At 69.5% G+C, this 16,869-nt stretch carries 15 protein-coding genes; 7 read left to right on the forward strand and 8 right to left on the reverse strand.

Going from position 1 to position 16,869, the window contains the following annotated elements:
* Nucleotides 1-35 precede the first annotated feature (35 nt).
* Nucleotides 36-623, reverse strand: coding sequence for a peroxiredoxin (locus ABD732_RS10210; protein WP_344783257.1), 588 nt, complete (start codon nucleotides 621-623; stop codon nucleotides 36-38).
* A 135-nt stretch (nucleotides 624-758) separates the two neighbouring features.
* On the opposite strand from ABD732_RS10210, the gene ABD732_RS10215 reads away from it, so the two are divergent.
* On the forward strand, nucleotides 759-1,691 hold the full coding sequence (locus ABD732_RS10215) for a hydrogen peroxide-inducible genes activator (protein ID WP_344783259.1): 933 nt from the start codon (nucleotides 759-761) through the stop codon (nucleotides 1,689-1,691).
* A gap of 35 nt (nucleotides 1,692-1,726) precedes the next feature.
* Here ABD732_RS10215 and ABD732_RS10220 read toward each other — a convergent pair whose 3' ends face one another.
* Both ABD732_RS10220 and ABD732_RS10225 read right to left on the reverse strand, forming a co-directional pair.
* Nucleotides 1,727-3,850 (reverse strand): DEAD/DEAH box helicase, encoded by a 2,124-nt coding sequence (locus ABD732_RS10220; RefSeq protein ID WP_425553028.1) that lies wholly within the window; start codon nucleotides 3,848-3,850, stop codon nucleotides 1,727-1,729.
* Nucleotides 3,847-4,833, reverse strand: a complete 987-nt coding sequence (locus ABD732_RS10225) for a proteasome assembly chaperone family protein (protein ID WP_344783260.1) — start codon at nucleotides 4,831-4,833, stop codon at nucleotides 3,847-3,849. Before ABD732_RS10225 ends, ABD732_RS10220 begins: the two co-directional genes overlap by 4 nt.
* Before the next feature lie 152 nt (nucleotides 4,834-4,985).
* Here ABD732_RS10225 and ABD732_RS10230 point away from each other — a divergent pair, with 152 nt between their 5' ends.
* Nucleotides 4,986-5,603, forward strand: a complete 618-nt coding sequence (locus ABD732_RS10230) for a hypothetical protein (protein WP_344783262.1) — start codon at nucleotides 4,986-4,988, stop codon at nucleotides 5,601-5,603.
* Between the two features lie 195 nt (nucleotides 5,604-5,798).
* The gene (locus tag ABD732_RS10235; protein ID WP_344783264.1) at nucleotides 5,799-6,926 is read left to right on the forward strand and encodes a DUF4192 domain-containing protein; all 1,128 of its coding nucleotides are present in this window, start codon (nucleotides 5,799-5,801) and stop codon (nucleotides 6,924-6,926) included.
* 1 nt (nucleotide 6,927) lies between these two features.
* Here ABD732_RS10235 and ABD732_RS10240 read toward each other — a convergent pair whose 3' ends face one another.
* Nucleotides 6,928-7,608: an iron-dependent transcriptional repressor DtxR gene (locus ABD732_RS10240; RefSeq protein WP_344783266.1), complete on the reverse strand. Its 681-nt coding sequence runs from the start codon at nucleotides 7,606-7,608 to the stop codon at nucleotides 6,928-6,930.
* 96 nt (nucleotides 7,609-7,704) lie between these two features.
* Here ABD732_RS10240 and ABD732_RS10245 point away from each other — a divergent pair, with 96 nt between their 5' ends.
* The gene (locus ABD732_RS10245) at nucleotides 7,705-8,949 is read left to right on the forward strand and encodes an acetoin utilization protein AcuC (RefSeq protein ID WP_344783268.1); all 1,245 of its coding nucleotides are present in this window, start codon (nucleotides 7,705-7,707) and stop codon (nucleotides 8,947-8,949) included.
* Nucleotides 8,942-11,692, forward strand: a complete 2,751-nt coding sequence (locus ABD732_RS10250; RefSeq protein WP_425553022.1) for a bifunctional acetate--CoA ligase family protein/GNAT family N-acetyltransferase — start codon at nucleotides 8,942-8,944, stop codon at nucleotides 11,690-11,692. Before ABD732_RS10245 ends, ABD732_RS10250 begins: the two co-directional genes overlap by 8 nt.
* Nucleotides 11,693-11,707: 15 nt before the next feature.
* On the opposite strand, the gene ABD732_RS10255 is transcribed toward ABD732_RS10250, so the two are convergent.
* Entirely contained in the window at nucleotides 11,708-12,676 is a 969-nt protein-coding gene (locus ABD732_RS10255; protein ID WP_344783270.1) for a sigma-70 family RNA polymerase sigma factor, read from the reverse strand.
* Nucleotides 12,677-12,793: 117 nt separating this feature from the next.
* On the reverse strand, nucleotides 12,794-13,255 hold the full coding sequence (locus ABD732_RS10260; protein WP_344783272.1) for a DUF3099 domain-containing protein: 462 nt from the start codon (nucleotides 13,253-13,255) through the stop codon (nucleotides 12,794-12,796).
* Between the two features lie 87 nt (nucleotides 13,256-13,342).
* On the opposite strand from ABD732_RS10260, the gene ABD732_RS10265 reads away from it, so the two are divergent.
* Nucleotides 13,343-13,573, forward strand: a complete 231-nt coding sequence (locus ABD732_RS10265) for a DUF3039 domain-containing protein (RefSeq protein ID WP_344783274.1) — start codon at nucleotides 13,343-13,345, stop codon at nucleotides 13,571-13,573.
* Nucleotides 13,574-13,597: 24 nt separating this feature from the next.
* Here the strand turns inward: ABD732_RS10265 and ABD732_RS10270 are convergent, their stop codons facing one another.
* Nucleotides 13,598-14,662 carry a YihY/virulence factor BrkB family protein gene (locus ABD732_RS10270; RefSeq protein WP_344783276.1) on the reverse strand — a complete coding sequence of 355 codons (1,065 nt, stop codon included), beginning with the start codon at nucleotides 14,660-14,662 and terminating at the stop codon, nucleotides 13,598-13,600.
* A gap of 87 nt (nucleotides 14,663-14,749) precedes the next feature.
* Between ABD732_RS10270 and ABD732_RS10275 the strand changes: the two genes are divergently transcribed.
* Entirely contained in the window at nucleotides 14,750-16,537 is a 1,788-nt protein-coding gene (locus ABD732_RS10275; protein WP_344783278.1) for a DEAD/DEAH box helicase, read from the forward strand.
* A gap of 89 nt (nucleotides 16,538-16,626) precedes the next feature.
* Here the strand turns inward: ABD732_RS10275 and ABD732_RS10280 are convergent, their stop codons facing one another.
* A complete protein-coding gene (locus tag ABD732_RS10280; RefSeq protein ID WP_344783280.1) occupies nucleotides 16,627-16,815 on the reverse strand; it encodes a DUF7455 domain-containing protein in 189 nt (62 codons plus the stop codon).
* Between the last annotated feature and the right edge of the window lie 54 nt (nucleotides 16,816-16,869).

The following is a 16,869-nucleotide window of genomic DNA, read 5'->3' on the forward strand; positions in this document are numbered from 1 at the left end:
TGAGATCAGTTGGCGGACAGTGGCGTCGACGACGATCAGGCCGAGGCGCTCATCAGTTCGCCGGCGTCGATCGTCGGATCGCCCTTGCGCCAGTTGCAGGCGCACAGCTCGTCGGACTGCAGGGCGTCGAGGACGCGCAGGACCTCGTCGACGTTGCGGCCCACCGAGCCGGCGGTCACCGAGACGAACTGGATCTCGTTGTTCGGGTCGATGATGAAGGTGGCGCGGTCGGCGACGCCGTCGGCGTTGAGCACACCGGTGGCCTCGACCAGCTCACGCTTGAGGTCGCTCATCATCGGGAACGGCAGGGTCTTGAGCTCCTCGTGCTGGGCGCGCCACTGGAAGTGCACGAACTCGCTGTCGATCGAGGCGCCCAGGACCTGGGTGTCGCGGTCGGCGAACTCGTCGTTGAGCTTGCCGAAGGCGGCGATCTCGGTGGGGCACACGAAGGTGAAGTCCTTCGGCCAGAAGAAGACCACGCGCCAGCGGTCCTTGTAGTCGTCGCTGGAGACGTTGGTGAAGTAGTCCTCGGGCTGCTGGGCGTCGACCTTGGAGAGGTCACCGCCGATGACAGCAGTCAGGTTGTACTCGGGGAACTGATCGCCGATGGTAAGCAGCGCCATGTCAAGACTCCTTCGTCGTGGGATGTGAATCACTCTGCCGGAGTGACGCTTTGGCGTCTTCGTCCGGCGGTGACTCCCATTCTGCCTTAAACCTTCTAAAAGCGAAACGTGATTGTAGGCACTATATTGATAAGTATGAGTGATCAGAGTTATCAGCCGTCGATAGGTGGCCTACGGGCCTTCGTGGCCATCTCCAAGAAGCTCCACTTCGGTTCGGCGGCAACCGAACTCGGAGTGAGTCAGCCGTCGCTGTCGCAGGCGCTGGCGGGGCTGGAGAGTGGTCTCGGTGTGCAGCTGGTGGAGCGCACCACGCGTCGGGTGATGCTTACCGCGGAGGGGCGCCGGCTGCTGCCCTCGGCGATGGCTGCGTGTGATGCGATCGACAATTTCCTGTCCGAGGCGGCGGGTGAGGACGACCCACTGCGCGGCCCGCTGCGTCTCGGTCTGATCCCGACCATCGCGCCCTACCTGCTGCCCCGGCTGCTGCGGGGCCTGCCGGTCCGCCGTCCCGAGATGGATCTGCGGGTGGTCGAGGACCAGACCGCGCGCCTGCTGGCGCAACTGCGCGACGGCACCTTGGACGCGGCGGTGATGGCCCTGCCCAACTCGGCTCCCGGAATCGGCGAGATCGCGATGTACGACGAGGACTTTCTGCTCGCCCTTCCGTCCGGTCACCGCCTGGCCGGACGCAAGCGTCTGGCACCGGCGACGCTGGCCGAGCTCCCGCTGCTCCTGCTCGACGACGGGCATTGCCTGCGCGACCAGGCACTCGAGGTGTGCCAGATGGCCGGAGTGGATCCGGACCTGCGGCAGACCCGGGCGGCATCGCTGACCACGGCGGTGCAGTGCGTGGAAGGCGGGCTCGGTGTGACTCTGATCCCGCGCATGTCGGTGGGTGTGGAGACTGCGTCCGGGGAACTGGCGACGGCCGAGTTCGCCGTGCCGCGGCCGGGCCGCCGGATCGGGCTGGTGTACCGGACGTCCTCGGGCCGCGGCGGCGCGTACACCGAGCTGGCCGCCGACATCGCCGCCCTGGCCGCCGAATCCGGGGAGGTCACTCCGGTCTGACGCACCCTGGAAACGGCGGATCAGCCAGACGCGAATCAGCCGGAGACGGTGAGGGTCTCCCACTCGTCGATCAGACTGGAGTCGACGGCGCGGATCAGGTCTCCGAGATTCTCGGTGATGTCCTCGATCTCGTCGGTCACCGCGGACATGGGCAGGCCGCTGCGCAGGGCGCGGTAGCAGTCCGTCAGGTAGCGCAGCACCACGCCCTCGCTCCGCTGCAGTCCGAACTCACTGATCAGCTCGGTGAAGGTCATCGAGCGTTCCAGCATGTAGCGCAGCACCGACTTCGGTGACGGCGGGGTGTTGGCCAGCCACGGATGCGTGCGCTTGTAGGTCTCGTAGGCGAAGGCGATCTCCTCGGCCAGCGGCTGCGGCCAGGTGATCTCCTCGAGCTTGGCCATGCGCTCCTCGTACTCGATGCCGTCGGCCTTCATCTCGGCGACGGCCGCATCGCGGGCGACCTTCCGCTGGGCCATCAGCACCTGGCGCGGATCGTCGAGGGTGGACTCCAGGACTGACACCACGTCCAGTGCGAACGACTCCGCCTGCGGATCGAGCAGTTCGAACGCCGCCACGGCGAAAGCCGACAGGGGATTGGTCAGCGCGAAGTTCTCCGGCAGATCCACCGAGATCTCCACCTTCTTGCCCGTGGCGTCCGGGGTGTCGAGGCGGGTGACGATGCCGGTCTCGACGAGGTCCCGATACAGCGCGATGGTGTGTTTGATGTGGCGCAGCTGCCGTTTGCGCGGCTCGTGATTCTCCTCGAGCAGATGACGCAGCGCGGCGAAGCAGTCCCCGGGTCGCTCGAGCACCTCCATCAGCATCGCCGTGGTGATCTTGAAGTGCGATCGTAGCTGTTCGTCGGGGGCGTCGACCAGCAGCAGGAAGGTCTTCTCACTCCATCCGACGAAACCCTCGGGAGGCTTGCGCCGCACCAGTTTTCGCAGCTTCTTTGGATCGTCACCCGCTTTGGTGACCAGCCGGGCGTTCTCGACGTCGTGGTCGGGGGCCTGTGCGACCACATAGCCGATCGTGTCGTAACCGGCGCGGCCGGCACGACCGGCGATCTGATGGAATTCGCGGGCGCGCAGGCGGCGCACCCGGTGGCCGTCGTACTTGGTGAGCCCGGCGAAGAGCACGGTGCGGATGGGCACGTTGATACCCACGCCGAGGGTGTCGGTACCGGCGACCACCTTCAGCAGTCCGGCCTGCGCCAGGCGCTCCACCAGCCGCCGGTAGCGCGGAAGCATGCCTGCGTGGTGGACGCCGATTCCGGCGCGAAGCAGTTTGGACAGGGTGGTGCCGAAGCCGGTCCGGAATTCGAAGTCGCCGATCGCCTCGGCGATCGCCGCCTTCTCCGCCTTGTCGCAGATCTTCGCCGAGGTCAGTGCCTGCGCGCGCTCGACGGCCTGCGCCTGGGTGAAGTGCACCACGTACACCGGCGCCTGGCCCTTGGTGACCAGTTCCTCGATGGTCTCGTGGATCGGGGTCATCGCGTAGCGGTACTCGAGAGGGACCGGGCGCTGGGCACCGCTCACCTCGACGGTCGGCCGTCCGGTGCGTTCGGTCAGGTCGTCGATGAAGAACGAGACGTCGCCGAGAGTGGCCGACATCAGCAGGAACTGAGTATGTGGGAGCTCGATCAGCGGGACCTGCCAGGCCCAGCCGCGATCGGACTCGCCGTAGTAATGGAATTCGTCGGCCACCAGGACTCCGACGTCGGAGTCGGCCCCGTCGCGCAGCGCGATGTTGGCGACGATCTCGGCGGTCGCGCAGACGATCGGCGCGTCGGCGTTGACGCTCGCATCACCGGTGAGCAGTCCGACGTTCTCGGCGCCGAACTGCTCGCAGAGATCGAAGAACTTCTCGCTGACCAGGGCCTTGATCGGCGCGGTGTAATACGCGCGCCGTCCGCGGCAGCGGGCGAAGTAGATCGCCCCGGAGGCCACCAGCGACTTACCGGAGCCGGTGGGGGTGGCCAGCACCACGTTGCTGCCGGACACCAGCTCCAGCAGCGCCTCCTCCTGGTGCGGATACAACTGGATGCCCCGCGACGCCCACCAGGACAGGAAGTGCTCGAAGGCGGCATCCTCGTCCGTGGTGGGCGTCAGCGGGGTTCCGGTGTCGTCCGGGTCTGCGGCGCGCGGCGGTGCGGTCAGGGGGTGTCCTGCTCGCCGTTGTCGCCGGGCGTTTCCGGTCGGTCGGTGCCCAGATCGAGGCCGTCGAACTCGGCGGAGTGTTCGGCCAGGAACTTCTCGAACTCGGCGCCGAGCTCGTCTCCGGACGGCAGATCGCCGTCGGCGGAAAGCAGTTCACGCTCCGCCTTGGCCTTCATGTACGCGTCGTATTGCTGCTCCAGGGCCTGGACGACGGTGCCGATCTCGGCGTTGCCGGTGACCTCTTCGTCGACCTGATCGCGGACGCGGGCAGCGGCGTTCTCGAGTGCGGCCACCGGCAGATCCAGTTCGGTCACCCGGCTCAGCGCTGCCAGCAACGCGGCCGAGGCGGCCGGATAGTTGGTCTGCGACAGGTAGTGCGGTACGTGCGCCGACAATCCCGCGGTCCGGTAGCCGGCTTCGCCCAGGCGCAGCTCCAGCAGCATCGAGGCGCTCGACGGCAGCTTCATCTCGTTGCCCCAGCGGGGCAGGTCACCCAGCGCCTCGGCATCGTTGCCGTGCGCGATGACCCCCGACGGACGGGTGTGCGGCACCGCCATCGGGATGGAGTTCAGGCCGATCACCTGGCTGACGCCGAAGCGCTCGGCCAGCGCCGAGATGGCCGTGGTGAACTGCTCCCAGCGCAGGTCCGGCTCGGACCCGTCCAGCAGCAGGAACGGTACGCCGGCATTGTCGATCAGGGCGTGCATGGTGAGTTTCGGCATCTCGATGCCGTCGAACTTCTCGCCGGTGAACGAGATCAGCGGCCGCCGGGAGCGGTAGTCGATCAGTTCATCGGTGTCGAACGTCGCTACGAGCTCGCCGTCGAGCGCTTCGCGCAGATGCGTGGCGGCCAGCGTCACGGCGTGACCGGCATCGGCGAAACCTTCGAGGGCGTGGACCAGGACCGGACCATCGCCCTGCGGTCCGGAGACGGCGGGGCCGGGGAACTCGAGCTCGTACAGCGAGCGGTCTTGCTCGTCCATAGGAGGTTCTCCCTTCGGTGGTTGATGAGTTCAGTGTCCCAGGAATCTGGGACTCATGCGTGTAACACCCCGCGGCGGTGGGTCATTCCCGCACCGCGGTGGCAGTTGGTGGCAGAGTGGCGAGAGTGAGAGTTGTAACTTCAGTGGTGGCAGTGGTCGCTGTGGCTTTGCTGGCGGCGGGTTGCTCGGTGTCCGGGACCGGGCAACCGGTGCCCGACTACACGTCCCTGCTCGTGCCCGGCGACAGCTACCCGAACGGCCCCGGTGTGCAGGTCCCCGGCCCCCAGGTCCCCGGAGCCGTCGCCGACATCACCCTGCGCCCGCTGTCCGGCGACGTCGCGCCCGCCGAATGCACACCCGCCGCGGTCGACACCGAGACGGCCGCGGTGATGGTCGGCCCGGGGCCCGCGCCGGGCAGCACCCTGACCGAGATGGTGGTCCGGACCGGCGAATCAGTGAGCAGCCTCGCCGCCGCCGCCCGCGAGTGCCCGGTCTTCACCAGCGGTGCGACGGGCACTCAGGAGGTCCGGACCCAGGTGACCGGTGAGCCCAGGTCCGACGGCGGGGTGGAGCGATTGCGCTTGACACGCACCCTGACCACGGCCGGCTCGGAGACCGCCGTCGTCCTGGAGCAGTGGGTGGCCCAGCGGGGTTCGACCCGGGTGGTGGTCCAGGTGCGCTCGATGGCGCCGGTGGGAGAGGCCGAACGGCAGAGGGCCGAGGAGTTCTTCACCGCGGCGATCGACCGCGCCTTCGGCGACGGCAACTGATCCCGCGCACGTGACCTGCGACGGGCGACCCGCCCGCCGCTGACGCAGCAGGAGGGCCGTTGCCCGCGCCGATGCTAGGGCTCGCGACACCGCGGCCCCAGGCGCGGCGATCCGGCGCTGTGGGGGAGCGGCGCTGTCCACAGCCGCCCGAGCGGCGCATTCTGCCGCGGGCGCCGGCAGCGGAGCGTGGACGCCATGACATCGATACCGCATCCGCTGCCCGACGGCTCGGCCGTCCTCATCGATCCGGATCCGCTGCTGGCGGCGGTGCCCGGACTGCTGGGGTTCACGCCCGAGAGATCCATCGTGTTGCTCGCGTTCGCCGACGCGCGCACCCTGATCGCCACCATGCGCCACGACCTGACGCTGACCGGGGCGGGCCGGCCGGACACGGCGATGCGGCGGCAGCTGGCGCAACTCGGGCGGATCGTCGCCGGATACGGTGCCGCCGGGGTGGTCTGCGTGATCGCCGACGACCGCTTCGCGGCGGCCGAGCCGGTCGCCGAACTGATCCGGTACCGGGCGACGTTCCGGGCGGTCGAACGCAGCTTCAACGCCTCCGGCGGCCTGTCGGCCGGATTCGTGCTGCCCGGATTCTCCGCGGGCGCCCGGTGGTTCACCGGATGGGAGCCCCGCGCCCGGCCGGGACGGGAGCGGCCGCCGGCGCCGTTCGGCGGCGACGTGGCCGATTCCGGTCTGCTCAGCGACCCGCGGCTGTCGCCGGTGGCCCTCGAACGCGCGGTCTACAGCGGCCGTCCGCTGCTGCCGCGGCGGGAGGACCTGCGCGCCGCGCTCGAGCCGCGCGCGCACTGCGACTCCGCGGTGTGCCGACCCATCGAGCCGGCGGTGCCGCCGGCACCACCCGGTCCGCGGGAGACCAGCGGGGCGCGGCTGGTGCTGTCCCGGATTCGCGAGGGCGCGTCGGGACGTCTCGAGTGCGGCCAGGTGAACGCTCTCGGCGAGGCGTTGTGCTCGGTGCACACCCGCGACATCCTGCTGGCGCTGGCGCTGACCGATCTGCGCGACGCCGCCGAGCAGTTGTGGATCCGGTTGGCGCGCAGCCTGTCCGGCCGAGCCGGGGCGGCCGCGGCCACGCTGCTGGGCCACCTGCACTACATGGCCGGCGAAGGCGCCTTCGCCTCGGTCGCCGTGGAGCGCGCCCTGGAACTGGATCCGGACTACTACCTCGCCCGGCTGCTCAGCACCGCGCTGTTGCACGGGATGCGGCCGGCCGGGCTGGCCGAGGTGGTGGCCTATTCGTTCACCCTCGGCCGCGAGCTCGGAGTCGGACTGCCGGAGCAGACCCGCGTACCCGCAGGCTGAGTCAGACGCGCTCGACGAAGACGGCGTGCGCCATCTCCGAGGAGAGTGTCAGGCCTTCGTGACCGGGGGTGCTGATCTGAACCGATCGCGGACTGACCACCACGTTGACGCGCGCATTCGGCACCACGCCGGCCTCGCGCAACTCGGTGATGAGCTCGGGATCGGCCTGCACGTGCTCGGCCATGCGGCGCACGATCACCACCGACTCGCCGGCCGGCATCTCCACCAGCCGCTCGGCCTTGTCCACGGGCAACTGGATCTTGACACCGAGCTCGTCGAGCCCGGGGATCGGGTTGCCGTACGGGGAGGTGGTCGGATTGTCGAGGACCTCCAGGAGACGGCGCTCGACGTTCTCGCTCATCACATGCTCCCAGCGGCAGGCTTCGTCGTGCACCTCGTCCCAGGGGAGTCCGATGACATCGACCAGGAGCCGCTCGGCCAGGCGGTGCTTGCGCATCACCGAGACGGCCAGCGCACGGCCCTCGTCGGTGAGCTGCAGGTGCCGGTCGCCGGCCACTCGCACCAATCCGTCACGTTCCATCCGTGCCACCGTCTGCGAGACGGTCGGCCCGCTCTGGTCGAGCCGCTCTGCGATCCGCGCGCGCAGCGGGATGATCCCCTCCTCTTCGAGGTCGTAGATCGTGCGCAAGTACATCTCGGTAGTGTCGACGAGTTCGTTCACGTGTGCCTCAGTCCTTTCGCCAACGTCCAGATTACCTGGATACCGTGACTTCGGAGGCACTAGCGTTCCTGGTGTGATGTGCGAAGGGGTCAGACGGTGAGTACAGCGGTCATTTGGAGCGACGAGTTCCTCGATTACAAGTGGGCGTACACCCACCCGATGAGCCCCATCCGCCTGGCTCTGACGATGGACCTGGCCAGGGGTTTCGGGGTGCTCGACGGAGTGGAGGACACGCCGCCGCTGCCGGTGGACGACGACCTGCTGCGCACGGTGCACACGCAGGGGTACATCGACGCGGTGCGTGCGGTCGGCTCGGGCACGGCGTCGCTCGGCGGCCCCATGCTCGAGCGCCTGTTCGGCCTTGGGAGCGAAGACAATCCGGTGTTCGACCGGATGCACGACGCGGGCGCGATGCTGGTCGGCGGCACGCTCGCCGCCGCGCAGGCGGTGCACTCGGGAGCAGTTCAGCGTGCGGTGAACATCGGTGGCGGCATGCACCACGCGATGGCCGGTCACGCCGCCGGTTTCTGCATCTACAACGACGCGGCGGTGGCCATCAAATGGCTGCTGGAGCAGGGCTACGACCGCATCGCCTACGTCGACATCGATGCCCATCACGGCGACGGCGTGCAGGTGCAGTTCGAGCACGACCCGCGCGTGATGACCATTTCGCTGCACCAGCATCCGGCCACCCTGTGGCCGGGCACCGGCTGGCCCACCGAGGTCGGCACGGACGCCGCGGCCGGTACCGCGGTGAACGTGGCGCTGATGCCAGGCACGCAGGACCGCTTGTGGCTCAGGGCGTTTCACGCCACGGTGCCGTCGATGATCGCCGCTTTCAAGCCGCAGATCATCCTCACCCAGGTCGGTGTGGACAGCCACCGCGCCGATCCGCTGACCGACCTCGCGCTGACCGTCGACGGCCAGGCGGCCGCCATGCGGGCCCTGCGCGACCTGGCCGACAAGTACTGCGAAGGCCGGTGGATCGCGGTCGGCGGCGGTGGCTACGGCGTCATCAACGTGGTGCCGCGCGCCTGGACCCATCTGCTGGCGACGGCACTCGACCGCGACATCGATCCCGCCACGCCGATCGGCGCGGAGTGGATGGCCAGTGCCATCGACCTGTCCGGGAAGGTGCATCCGGACTATGCGCGACCGCCGGTGGGCATGATGGGCGACAACGGCGACGTCGACTTCGTCCCGTGGGACGGGGACGCCGGTGCGACGCCGCCGGAGGGCGTCACCGATGCCGCCCAGCAACAGACCGATCGCGCGATCCTGGCGACCCGCCGCGCGGTCTTCCCCCTGCACGGACTCGACCCGGAGGACCCGCGTGACTGACACCCAGACCCCAGAGCCCGAGGAGCCCACCGCCGTGGAGGATCCGGGCCGCGACGGCGAGCCGCCGGAGTTCGGCGGCGCGGGAAAGTACCCGCGGCACTGGGCCGCCGATGTGCTGGCCTCCGACGGCGGGGTGGTACACCTGCGGCCCATCACCCCCGCCGACGCGGATGCCCTGGTGCGCTTCCACGAAGGCCTCTCCGAGCGCACCCGCTATCTGCGGTACTTCGGTCCCACCCCGACGCTGCCGCCCCGCGAAGTGGTTCGGATGACCACCGTCGACTACCGAAACCGCGTGGCGCTGCTGGCCTGGCTGGGCGACGAGGTGATCGCGATGGGCCTCTACGAGGGGCTCGGGGAGACCGGCAAACCGTATTCGGCCGAGGTGGCCTTCGTGGTGGCCGACGGGCACCAGGGGCGCGGGCTCGGTCCGATCCTGCTCGAGCACCTGGCCGGCGCCGCTGCGGAGAACGGTTTCGTCAAGTTCGAGGCCGAGGTGCTCTCGGAGAACCCGAACATGGTGGCCGTGTTCCGCGACGCCGGCTACCAAGTCAGCCGGGCGTTCGACGGCAGCACAGTGCACGTGGAGTTCGAGATCGACCCGACCGATGCGCTGACCTCGGTGCGCAACGCCCGCGAGCGCGCCTCGGAGGCGCGCAGCATCGCGAACCTGCTGCGGCCGCAGTCGGTCGCCGTGATCGGTGCGTCGTCGGACCCCAAGAAGGTGGGGCACGTGCTGCTCGCCAACGCGATCGCCGCCGGTTTCACCGGGCCGGTGTATCCGGTGAACGGTCCGGGACAGACCCGGTCGGTCCGCGGCATCCGCGCCTACGAGCGCGTCATCGACATCCCCGACCCGGTGGACCTGGCCGTGGTCGCGGTCCCGGCATCCGGGATGACCGAGGTGCTCGACGACTGTCTGGTCAAGGGGGTCAAGACCCTGGTGGTGGTGTCCGCCGGATTCGGCGAACTCGGCGACGAGGGGCTGGCCGCCGAACGTGCCCTGGTGCAGCAGGTCCGGGCGCACGGCATGCGTCTGGTGGGACCCAACGCGCTCGGCGTGGTGAACAACGCCCCGGAGATCGCCCTCAACGCGACCCTGGCCCCGCGCATCCCCGGCCCCGGACGGGTCGGCTTCTTCTGCCAGTCCGGCGCCCTGGGCATCGCGATCCTCGACCACGCGGCCCGTCGGCGACTGGGGCTGTCCACCTTCGTGTCGGCCGGTAACCGGGCCGACGTGTCCGGCAACGACGTCCTGCAGTACTGGGACACCGACGAGGCCACCGACGTGGTGCTGTTGTACCTGGAGAGCTTCGGCAATCCGCGCAAGTTCGGTCGCATCGCCCGCCGGGTCACCAGGAACAAGCCGGTGGTGGCCATCAAGTCCGGACGCGGCGCGATGACCCGCGTGGGCGAGCAGAAGGAGCGCTTCGGCGCCGTCGACGACCGCATCGCGCAGATGGTGCTCGCCCAGGCCGGTGTGCTCCAGGTGGACACCCTGTCGGATCTGTTCGACGCCGCCACCGTGCTGGCCTACCAGCCGCTGCCGGTGGGACCGCGGACCGCGATCGTCGGCAACTCCTCGGTGATCGCCTCGCTGGCCGCGCACACGGCCCGCAGTTCCGGTCTCGACGTGGTCTCCATGGTCGACCTCGGGCCGGCCGCACCCCAGGAGGAGCTGACCGCCGCCGTGTCCGAGGTCCTCGACGATCCCGGAGTGCACGCGGTGATCGTGGTCTTCGTGCCGCCGGTCGCGGTGGACACCGCCGAATACTCGCGGGCGCTGATGACCGCCGCCGCCGAGTGCGCCGAACCCGGCACCAAGCCCATCGTGACCACCTTCCTGGCGGTGGAGGGCATTCCAATCGGGCTGTCGGTGGCCGGGCCGGGAGGAGTGCCCACCCGCGGTTCCATTCCGTCGTATCCCACCCCGGAGCGGGCGGCACATGCGCTCGCCCTGAGCTGGCGGTACAGCGAATGGCGGGCACGCCCGGACGCCGCCGAAGTGGAACTGTCCGGGATCTCCGCCGAACACGCCCGCAGCTTCGTCCGCGAAGTGATGGGCGACGGCACCCGGGAACTGTCCGCGGTCGAGGCGGCGACAGTGCTGAACTGGTTCGGCATCGACCTGGTCGATTTTCGCGAGGTGCACACCCTGCACGAGGCCTCAGCCGCCGCGCGCGAGTTCGGCTTCCCCGTGGTGGTCAAGGCCGCCGGGGCGGACTGGGTGGGGCGCCTGGACCGTGAAGGCGCTCGGCTGGACCTGTCCGACGCCACCGCGGTGATCACGGCTTTCGCCGAACTGCAGGCGCTGACCGGGGAGAGCGCGCTCCTGGTGCAGAAGATGGCGCCGAAGGGCCTGGGCGTCTGCATCAACGTGATCGAGAGCGAGTCCTTCGGGCCGATCGTCTCGTTCGGGCTGTCCGGCCGGCTGTTCGAATCGCTCGGCGATCGCAGTTACCGGGCCGTGCCGCTGACGATCGAGGACGCCCGCGACCTGGTGGCCGAGCCGCGCTCGGCCGAACTGCTGGGCGGACGCGTCGGGGAGCGGCCCGCGGACGTCGAAGCGCTCATCGACCTGCTGCTGCGGGTGTCGGCGCTGGTGGAGCAGATCCCGGAGATCCGGGGCGTCAGCCTGGACCCGATTCTGTCCTCGGCCGAGGGGACCTCGGTGCTGGCCGCACGCATCACGGTCGGACCGGTGCCGACACTGGCCGACACCGGTCCTCGCCGTCTGGGCTGACCGCCGGGGGGCGGGTCAGCTGGCGTACGCGCGCAGCTTGTCGGCGCGATCGCCCTCGCGCAGCTTGCCCATCACCTCACGCTCGATCTGGCGCACCCGCTCGCGGGAGAGGCCGAAGGAGCGTCCGATCTGGTCCAGGGTGCGGGGCTGACCGTCTTCCAGGCCGAAGCGCAGGGTGATCACCTGGCGCTCGCGCTCGTCCAGGGTGGACAGCACGGTGCGGATGTCCGAGTGCAGCAGGCTCGCGATCACCACGCTCTCGGCGGAGGTGGCCTCGGCGTCTTCGATGAAGTCCCCGAGCGGTGCCTCCTCGTCGTTGCCGACCGGCATGTCCAGGCTCACCGGATCGCGGCTGTGGTCCATCAGGTCGGCGATCTTCTCGGCCGGGATGCCGGTCTCGGCGGCCAACTCGTCGTCGGTGGCCTCGCGGCCGAGTTGCTGGTGCAGCTCGCGGCGGATCCGGGAGATCTTGTTGACCTGCTCCACCAGGTGGACGGGGAGCCGGATGGTGCGGCTCTGATCGGCCATTCCACGGCTGATCGCCTGGCGGATCCACCAGGTCGCGTAGGTGGAGAACTTGAAGCCCTTGGCGTAGTCGAACTTCTCGACGGCGCGGATCAGGCCGAGGTTGCCCTCCTGGATCAGGTCGAGCAGCGGCATGCCCCGGCCGGTGTAGCGCTTGGCCAGCGACACCACCAGGCGCAGGTTGGCCTCGAGGAGGTGAGCGCGGGCGCGTTCGCCCTCGCGGACCAGGATCGCCAGGTCGCGCTTGCGGGCCGGGCCCATGCGCTTGCGGGTTTCGAGAAGATGCTTGGCGTACAGGCCGGCTTCGATCTGCTTGGCCAGCACCACTTCTTGCTCGGCGTTCAGCAGGGCGGTGCGGCCGATCCCGTTCAGGTAGACGCGCACCAGGTCGGCGGACGGGGACTGGGCGTCCAGATCTTCCTTGGTGGGGACGGGACGGGTGCGGGTGGCGGTGGACATGCGGCCTCCTCGTTCGGCGACGGAACTACCAATGCATTCATCAGGTCCAACGCCGCGGGCCTGCAGAAGGTTCCCGGACAGACTGAGAAGTCTCTGAGGAAGGCCGAGTCCGCCGGTTCAGCCGGATTCGTCGTCGCCGTCGGTGCCCACGGGGCCGTCGTCGCTGTCGCCGGACGAGGCGGGAGCGTCGGGGTCGATGACCGGTCCGGACGGGTCAGGTGCCGGCGGCGGCGCGGGCTCGGCGGCGAGCTCGCGTGGCCCCACGGTGTGCCCGGGCCCGAATCGGTAGTACTGCACCTCGCCGCGTTCACGGGGCGGCCGGTCGTTGGCGATCAGCACGGCCATCCAGGGGAGGGGAATGGAGAACAGGATGATGCCCACCGCCCACCAGGCGTTCTCGGTCCAGATGTAGACCAGGCTGGCCACCAGGAGCGCGGGTACCCGGAAGCTCATCATCCAGAGGTACTTCCGGACCCGGGCGCGGTGCTGCTCGTCCAGGCTGGTCTCGGCGCGGGTGATCAGAAAGGCCTCCGACGGGCTGTCGTGCCGCCCGCCGCCGTCCTGAGTGTCTCGTGCCATGACTCCACTGTTCCACTTGCCGCACGCGGGTGCACAGCCGGGCACACCCGGTGCGCGCCGGGACCGTCGTGCGTCAGAATGGAGGGCATGACTACCAAGACGATCGAACGCCCGGATCTCGACGAGCGGACCGAACAGGACGACGACACTCCGAAGGTCTTCCACTACGTCAAGAAGGACAAGATCACCGAGAGCGCTGTGACCGGCACCCACGTGGTGGCGCTGTGCGGCGAGGTCTTCCCGGTGACCAAGTCGGCGAAGCCGGGCTCGCCGGTGTGCGAGCGCTGCAAGAAGGTCTACGCCAAGATGAAGAAGTAGCCGGGACGAGCCTGCAGCCGCCGGTCACCGCGGCGGTTCGGCCTGCTCACCGGGAGGTTCGGGCCGGCGCCGGGCGCCCGGGCGGATCGCCCGGCGGCGCAGGGTATCGGTGATCTCGGTGGTCTGCGTCGACACCCACTGGCGCACCACGGGACCGTCGGCCTCGGTAGGCCACAGTTCCTGGATCGCGGCATTCAGTTCGGCTCCCACCACGATGGAGAAGCCGAGGAAGAAGCCGAACAGCAGGAAGGCGATCGGCGTGGCCAGCGCGCCGTAGGTGTAGCCGACGTTGGCCAGCGCGGTCAGGTAGGCGCGGAGGATGTAAGTCGCCAGCCAGAAGAAGACCCCGGCCAGGAACGCCCCGGGTACCAGCCGCAGCCACGGCAGCGGGTACGGCAGGGCGAAGCGGTACAGCAGGACCAGCACGCCGATCAGCAGGAGCCCGACGAACGGGAAGTAGCCCCAGTCGATCAGGACGTTGACGGCGTTGCCCCAGTCGTTCGGCACGATCTGGCGGAGGTACGTCGGTCCCAGCGCCACCAGCGGCAGCACCAGGACAGCCGAGATCAGGAAGAAGATGTAGATGATCAGTGCGAAGATCCGCTGCCACACCGGATTGCGCACCTGATGCTGGTCGTGCGCGGTGACGATCGCGGCCACGAAACAGCTCATCGCCGAGGATCCGGCCCACAAGGACATGACGAAGCTCAGTGAGATGATCGCACCGCGGCCCCGGCCCAGCACGTTCTCCACGGTGGGCGCGATCAGATCGGTGACCACCTGCTCGGTGAAGATGCTGCCGGCGAAAGAGATGATCCGGTCGCTGATGATCTGCACGGTGTCCGGACCGAACCAGCCGCCGATGTATCCGAGGCTGCCGAGCACGCCCAGCAGCAGCGGAACCAGCGACAGCGACTGCCAGAAGGCCGCCTGCGCCGACCAGCCGATGATGCCGTCGTCCCAGGACTTGACGGTGGTCCGCCACACCAGCTGCCAGCTCTTGCGCAGCACTCCGGCCCGGGCGTCGGGCGGGGGCCCGGAGTCCGGCGTCGACAGTGGCGATCGATCGGTGCTGATGGATACCAGCATGGCCGATCACCGTGAACGGGCCGGAGACCGGGCCGGTGTGCGGCGTGGCGGGGATCGTCGGCGGCACGGGCTAGAATCGAGCCCGCTATGACTGAACCGGGGCCGACTTCCACCATCACCGATGACGCTACGACTGACGCCTCGCAGGTGGGCGGTAGCCGTCCGGCGCAGACCGGCACCCTTCGCGCCTGGCAGCGCCGGGCGCTCACCAAGTACCTCACCTCGCGTCCTCGGGACTTCCTCGCCGTCGCCACGCCCGGTGCCGGCAAGACCACCTTCGGGCTGCGGGTGGCCGCCGAACTGCTGGCCGACAGGACGGTGGAGCGGATCACCGTGGTGGCGCCCACCGAGCACCTCAAGCACCAGTGGGCCGAGGCGGCCGCGCGCGCAGGCATCGCCCTGGACCCGAACTTCTCCAACTCCACCGGCGCCACCAGCGCGGACTTCGACGGTGTCGTGCTGACCTACGCGCAGGTCGCGGCGCACCCGCACCGCCACCGTGAGCGCACCGTCCGCCGCCGGACGCTGGTGATCCTGGACGAGATCCACCACGGCGGCGACGCCAAGTCGTGGGGCGACGGCATCCGGGAGGCCTTCGAGGACGCCGAGCGGCGGCTGGCGCTGACCGGCACCCCGTTCCGCTCCGACGATTCGCCGATCCCGTTCGTCACCTACGAGCCGGAGCCCGGCGGTGGGGCGCGCTCGCGGCCCGACCACGCCTACGGCTACGCCGACGCGCTGCGCGACGGTGTGGTGCGGCCGGTGGTCTTCCTGGCCTACTCCGGTGAGGCCAGCTGGCGCACCAGCGCCGGCGAGGAGTTCACCGCCCGCCTGGGCGAGCCGCTGTCGGCCGCGCAGACCGCGCGCGCCTGGCGGACCGCTCTGGACGCGCACGGGGACTGGATCCCGGCCGTGCTCGGCGCCGCCCACCGCCGCCTGCAGAAGCTGCGGGCGTCGGGGGTGCCCGATGCGGGCGGTCTGGTGATCGCGACCGACCAGGACAGTGCACGCGACTACGCCGAACTGCTCGAGTCCATCACCGGCAGCAAGCCGACCCTGGTTCTGTCGGACGAAGCGGGCTCCTCGGCGCGGATCGCACGGTTCTCCGCGTCCGACGACGAATGGATGGTCGCGGTCCGCATGGTCTCCGAGGGGGTGGACGTGCCGCGCCTGGCCGTCGGCGTCTACGCCACCAACGCCTCGACGCCCCTATACTTCGCGCAGGCCATCGGCCGGTTCGTGCGCTCGCGCCGCCCGGGGGAGACCGCCAGTGTCTTCCTGCCCTCGGTGCCGGTGCTGCTGCAGCTGGCCGGTGAACTGGAAGCACAGCGCGACCACGTCCTGGGCAAGCCGCACCGCGAAGAGACCGGGCTCGACGATGCGGCGCTGAACGAGGCGAACAAGCGCGAGGACGAAACGGGCGACGACGAGCCGGCCTTCCAGTCACTGCACGCGAGCGCCGAGCTCGACCAGGTGATCTACGACGGCGCGTCCTTCGGGACGGCGACGGGGTCGGGGTCCGACGAGGAGTCGGACTATCTTGGGCTGCCCGGACTGCTCGACGCCGAGCAGGTGCGGACCCTGCTGCAACAGCGTCAGGCCCAGCAGGTCTCCAAGCGATCAGCGGTGGTGCGCCCGGCCGACGACGCGGCCGGTCAGGCGGCGCCGAACGCGGCCGAGAGAGGCACGGGGGAGAATCTGCACTCCCTGCGCAAGGAGCTGAACACCCTGGTCGCGCTGCATCATCACCGCACCGGGCGGCCGCACGGTCAGGTGCACAACGACCTGCGGCAGCGGCTCGGCGGTCCTCCGACGGCGATGGCGACCGCCGAGCAGCTGCGCGCGCGGATCAAAGACCTGCGCACCTGGCGGTAGCCAGGTGCGCAGGTCGCGGTCCGACCGCAATGGTCAGGCCGTCGTCGTCAGACCGTAGCGGTCAAGACGTAGTGGTCAAGACGTAGTGGTCAAGCGTGGACCACGGCGCCCATCTCGACCAGACGGCTTTCGTGGGCGTTGTAGTGGTGGCGGCAGAAGAGCAGCTCACCGCCGCCGCTGAGGGTGGCGCGAACCTTGGCCGCGGCACCGCAACGGTCGCAGCGGTCGGCGTTGGTCAACGGGGTGGAGACGATCGTGGTCGTGGCATTGTCGGTCATGGAATTTCCCCTGCCCTTTCATTCACTCGCCTGCAGAGCGCGCCCGATGCGGAC

This window comes from Gordonia caeni (assembly GCF_039537105.1).
Lineage (GTDB): Bacteria > Actinomycetota > Actinomycetes > Mycobacteriales > Mycobacteriaceae > Gordonia > Gordonia caeni.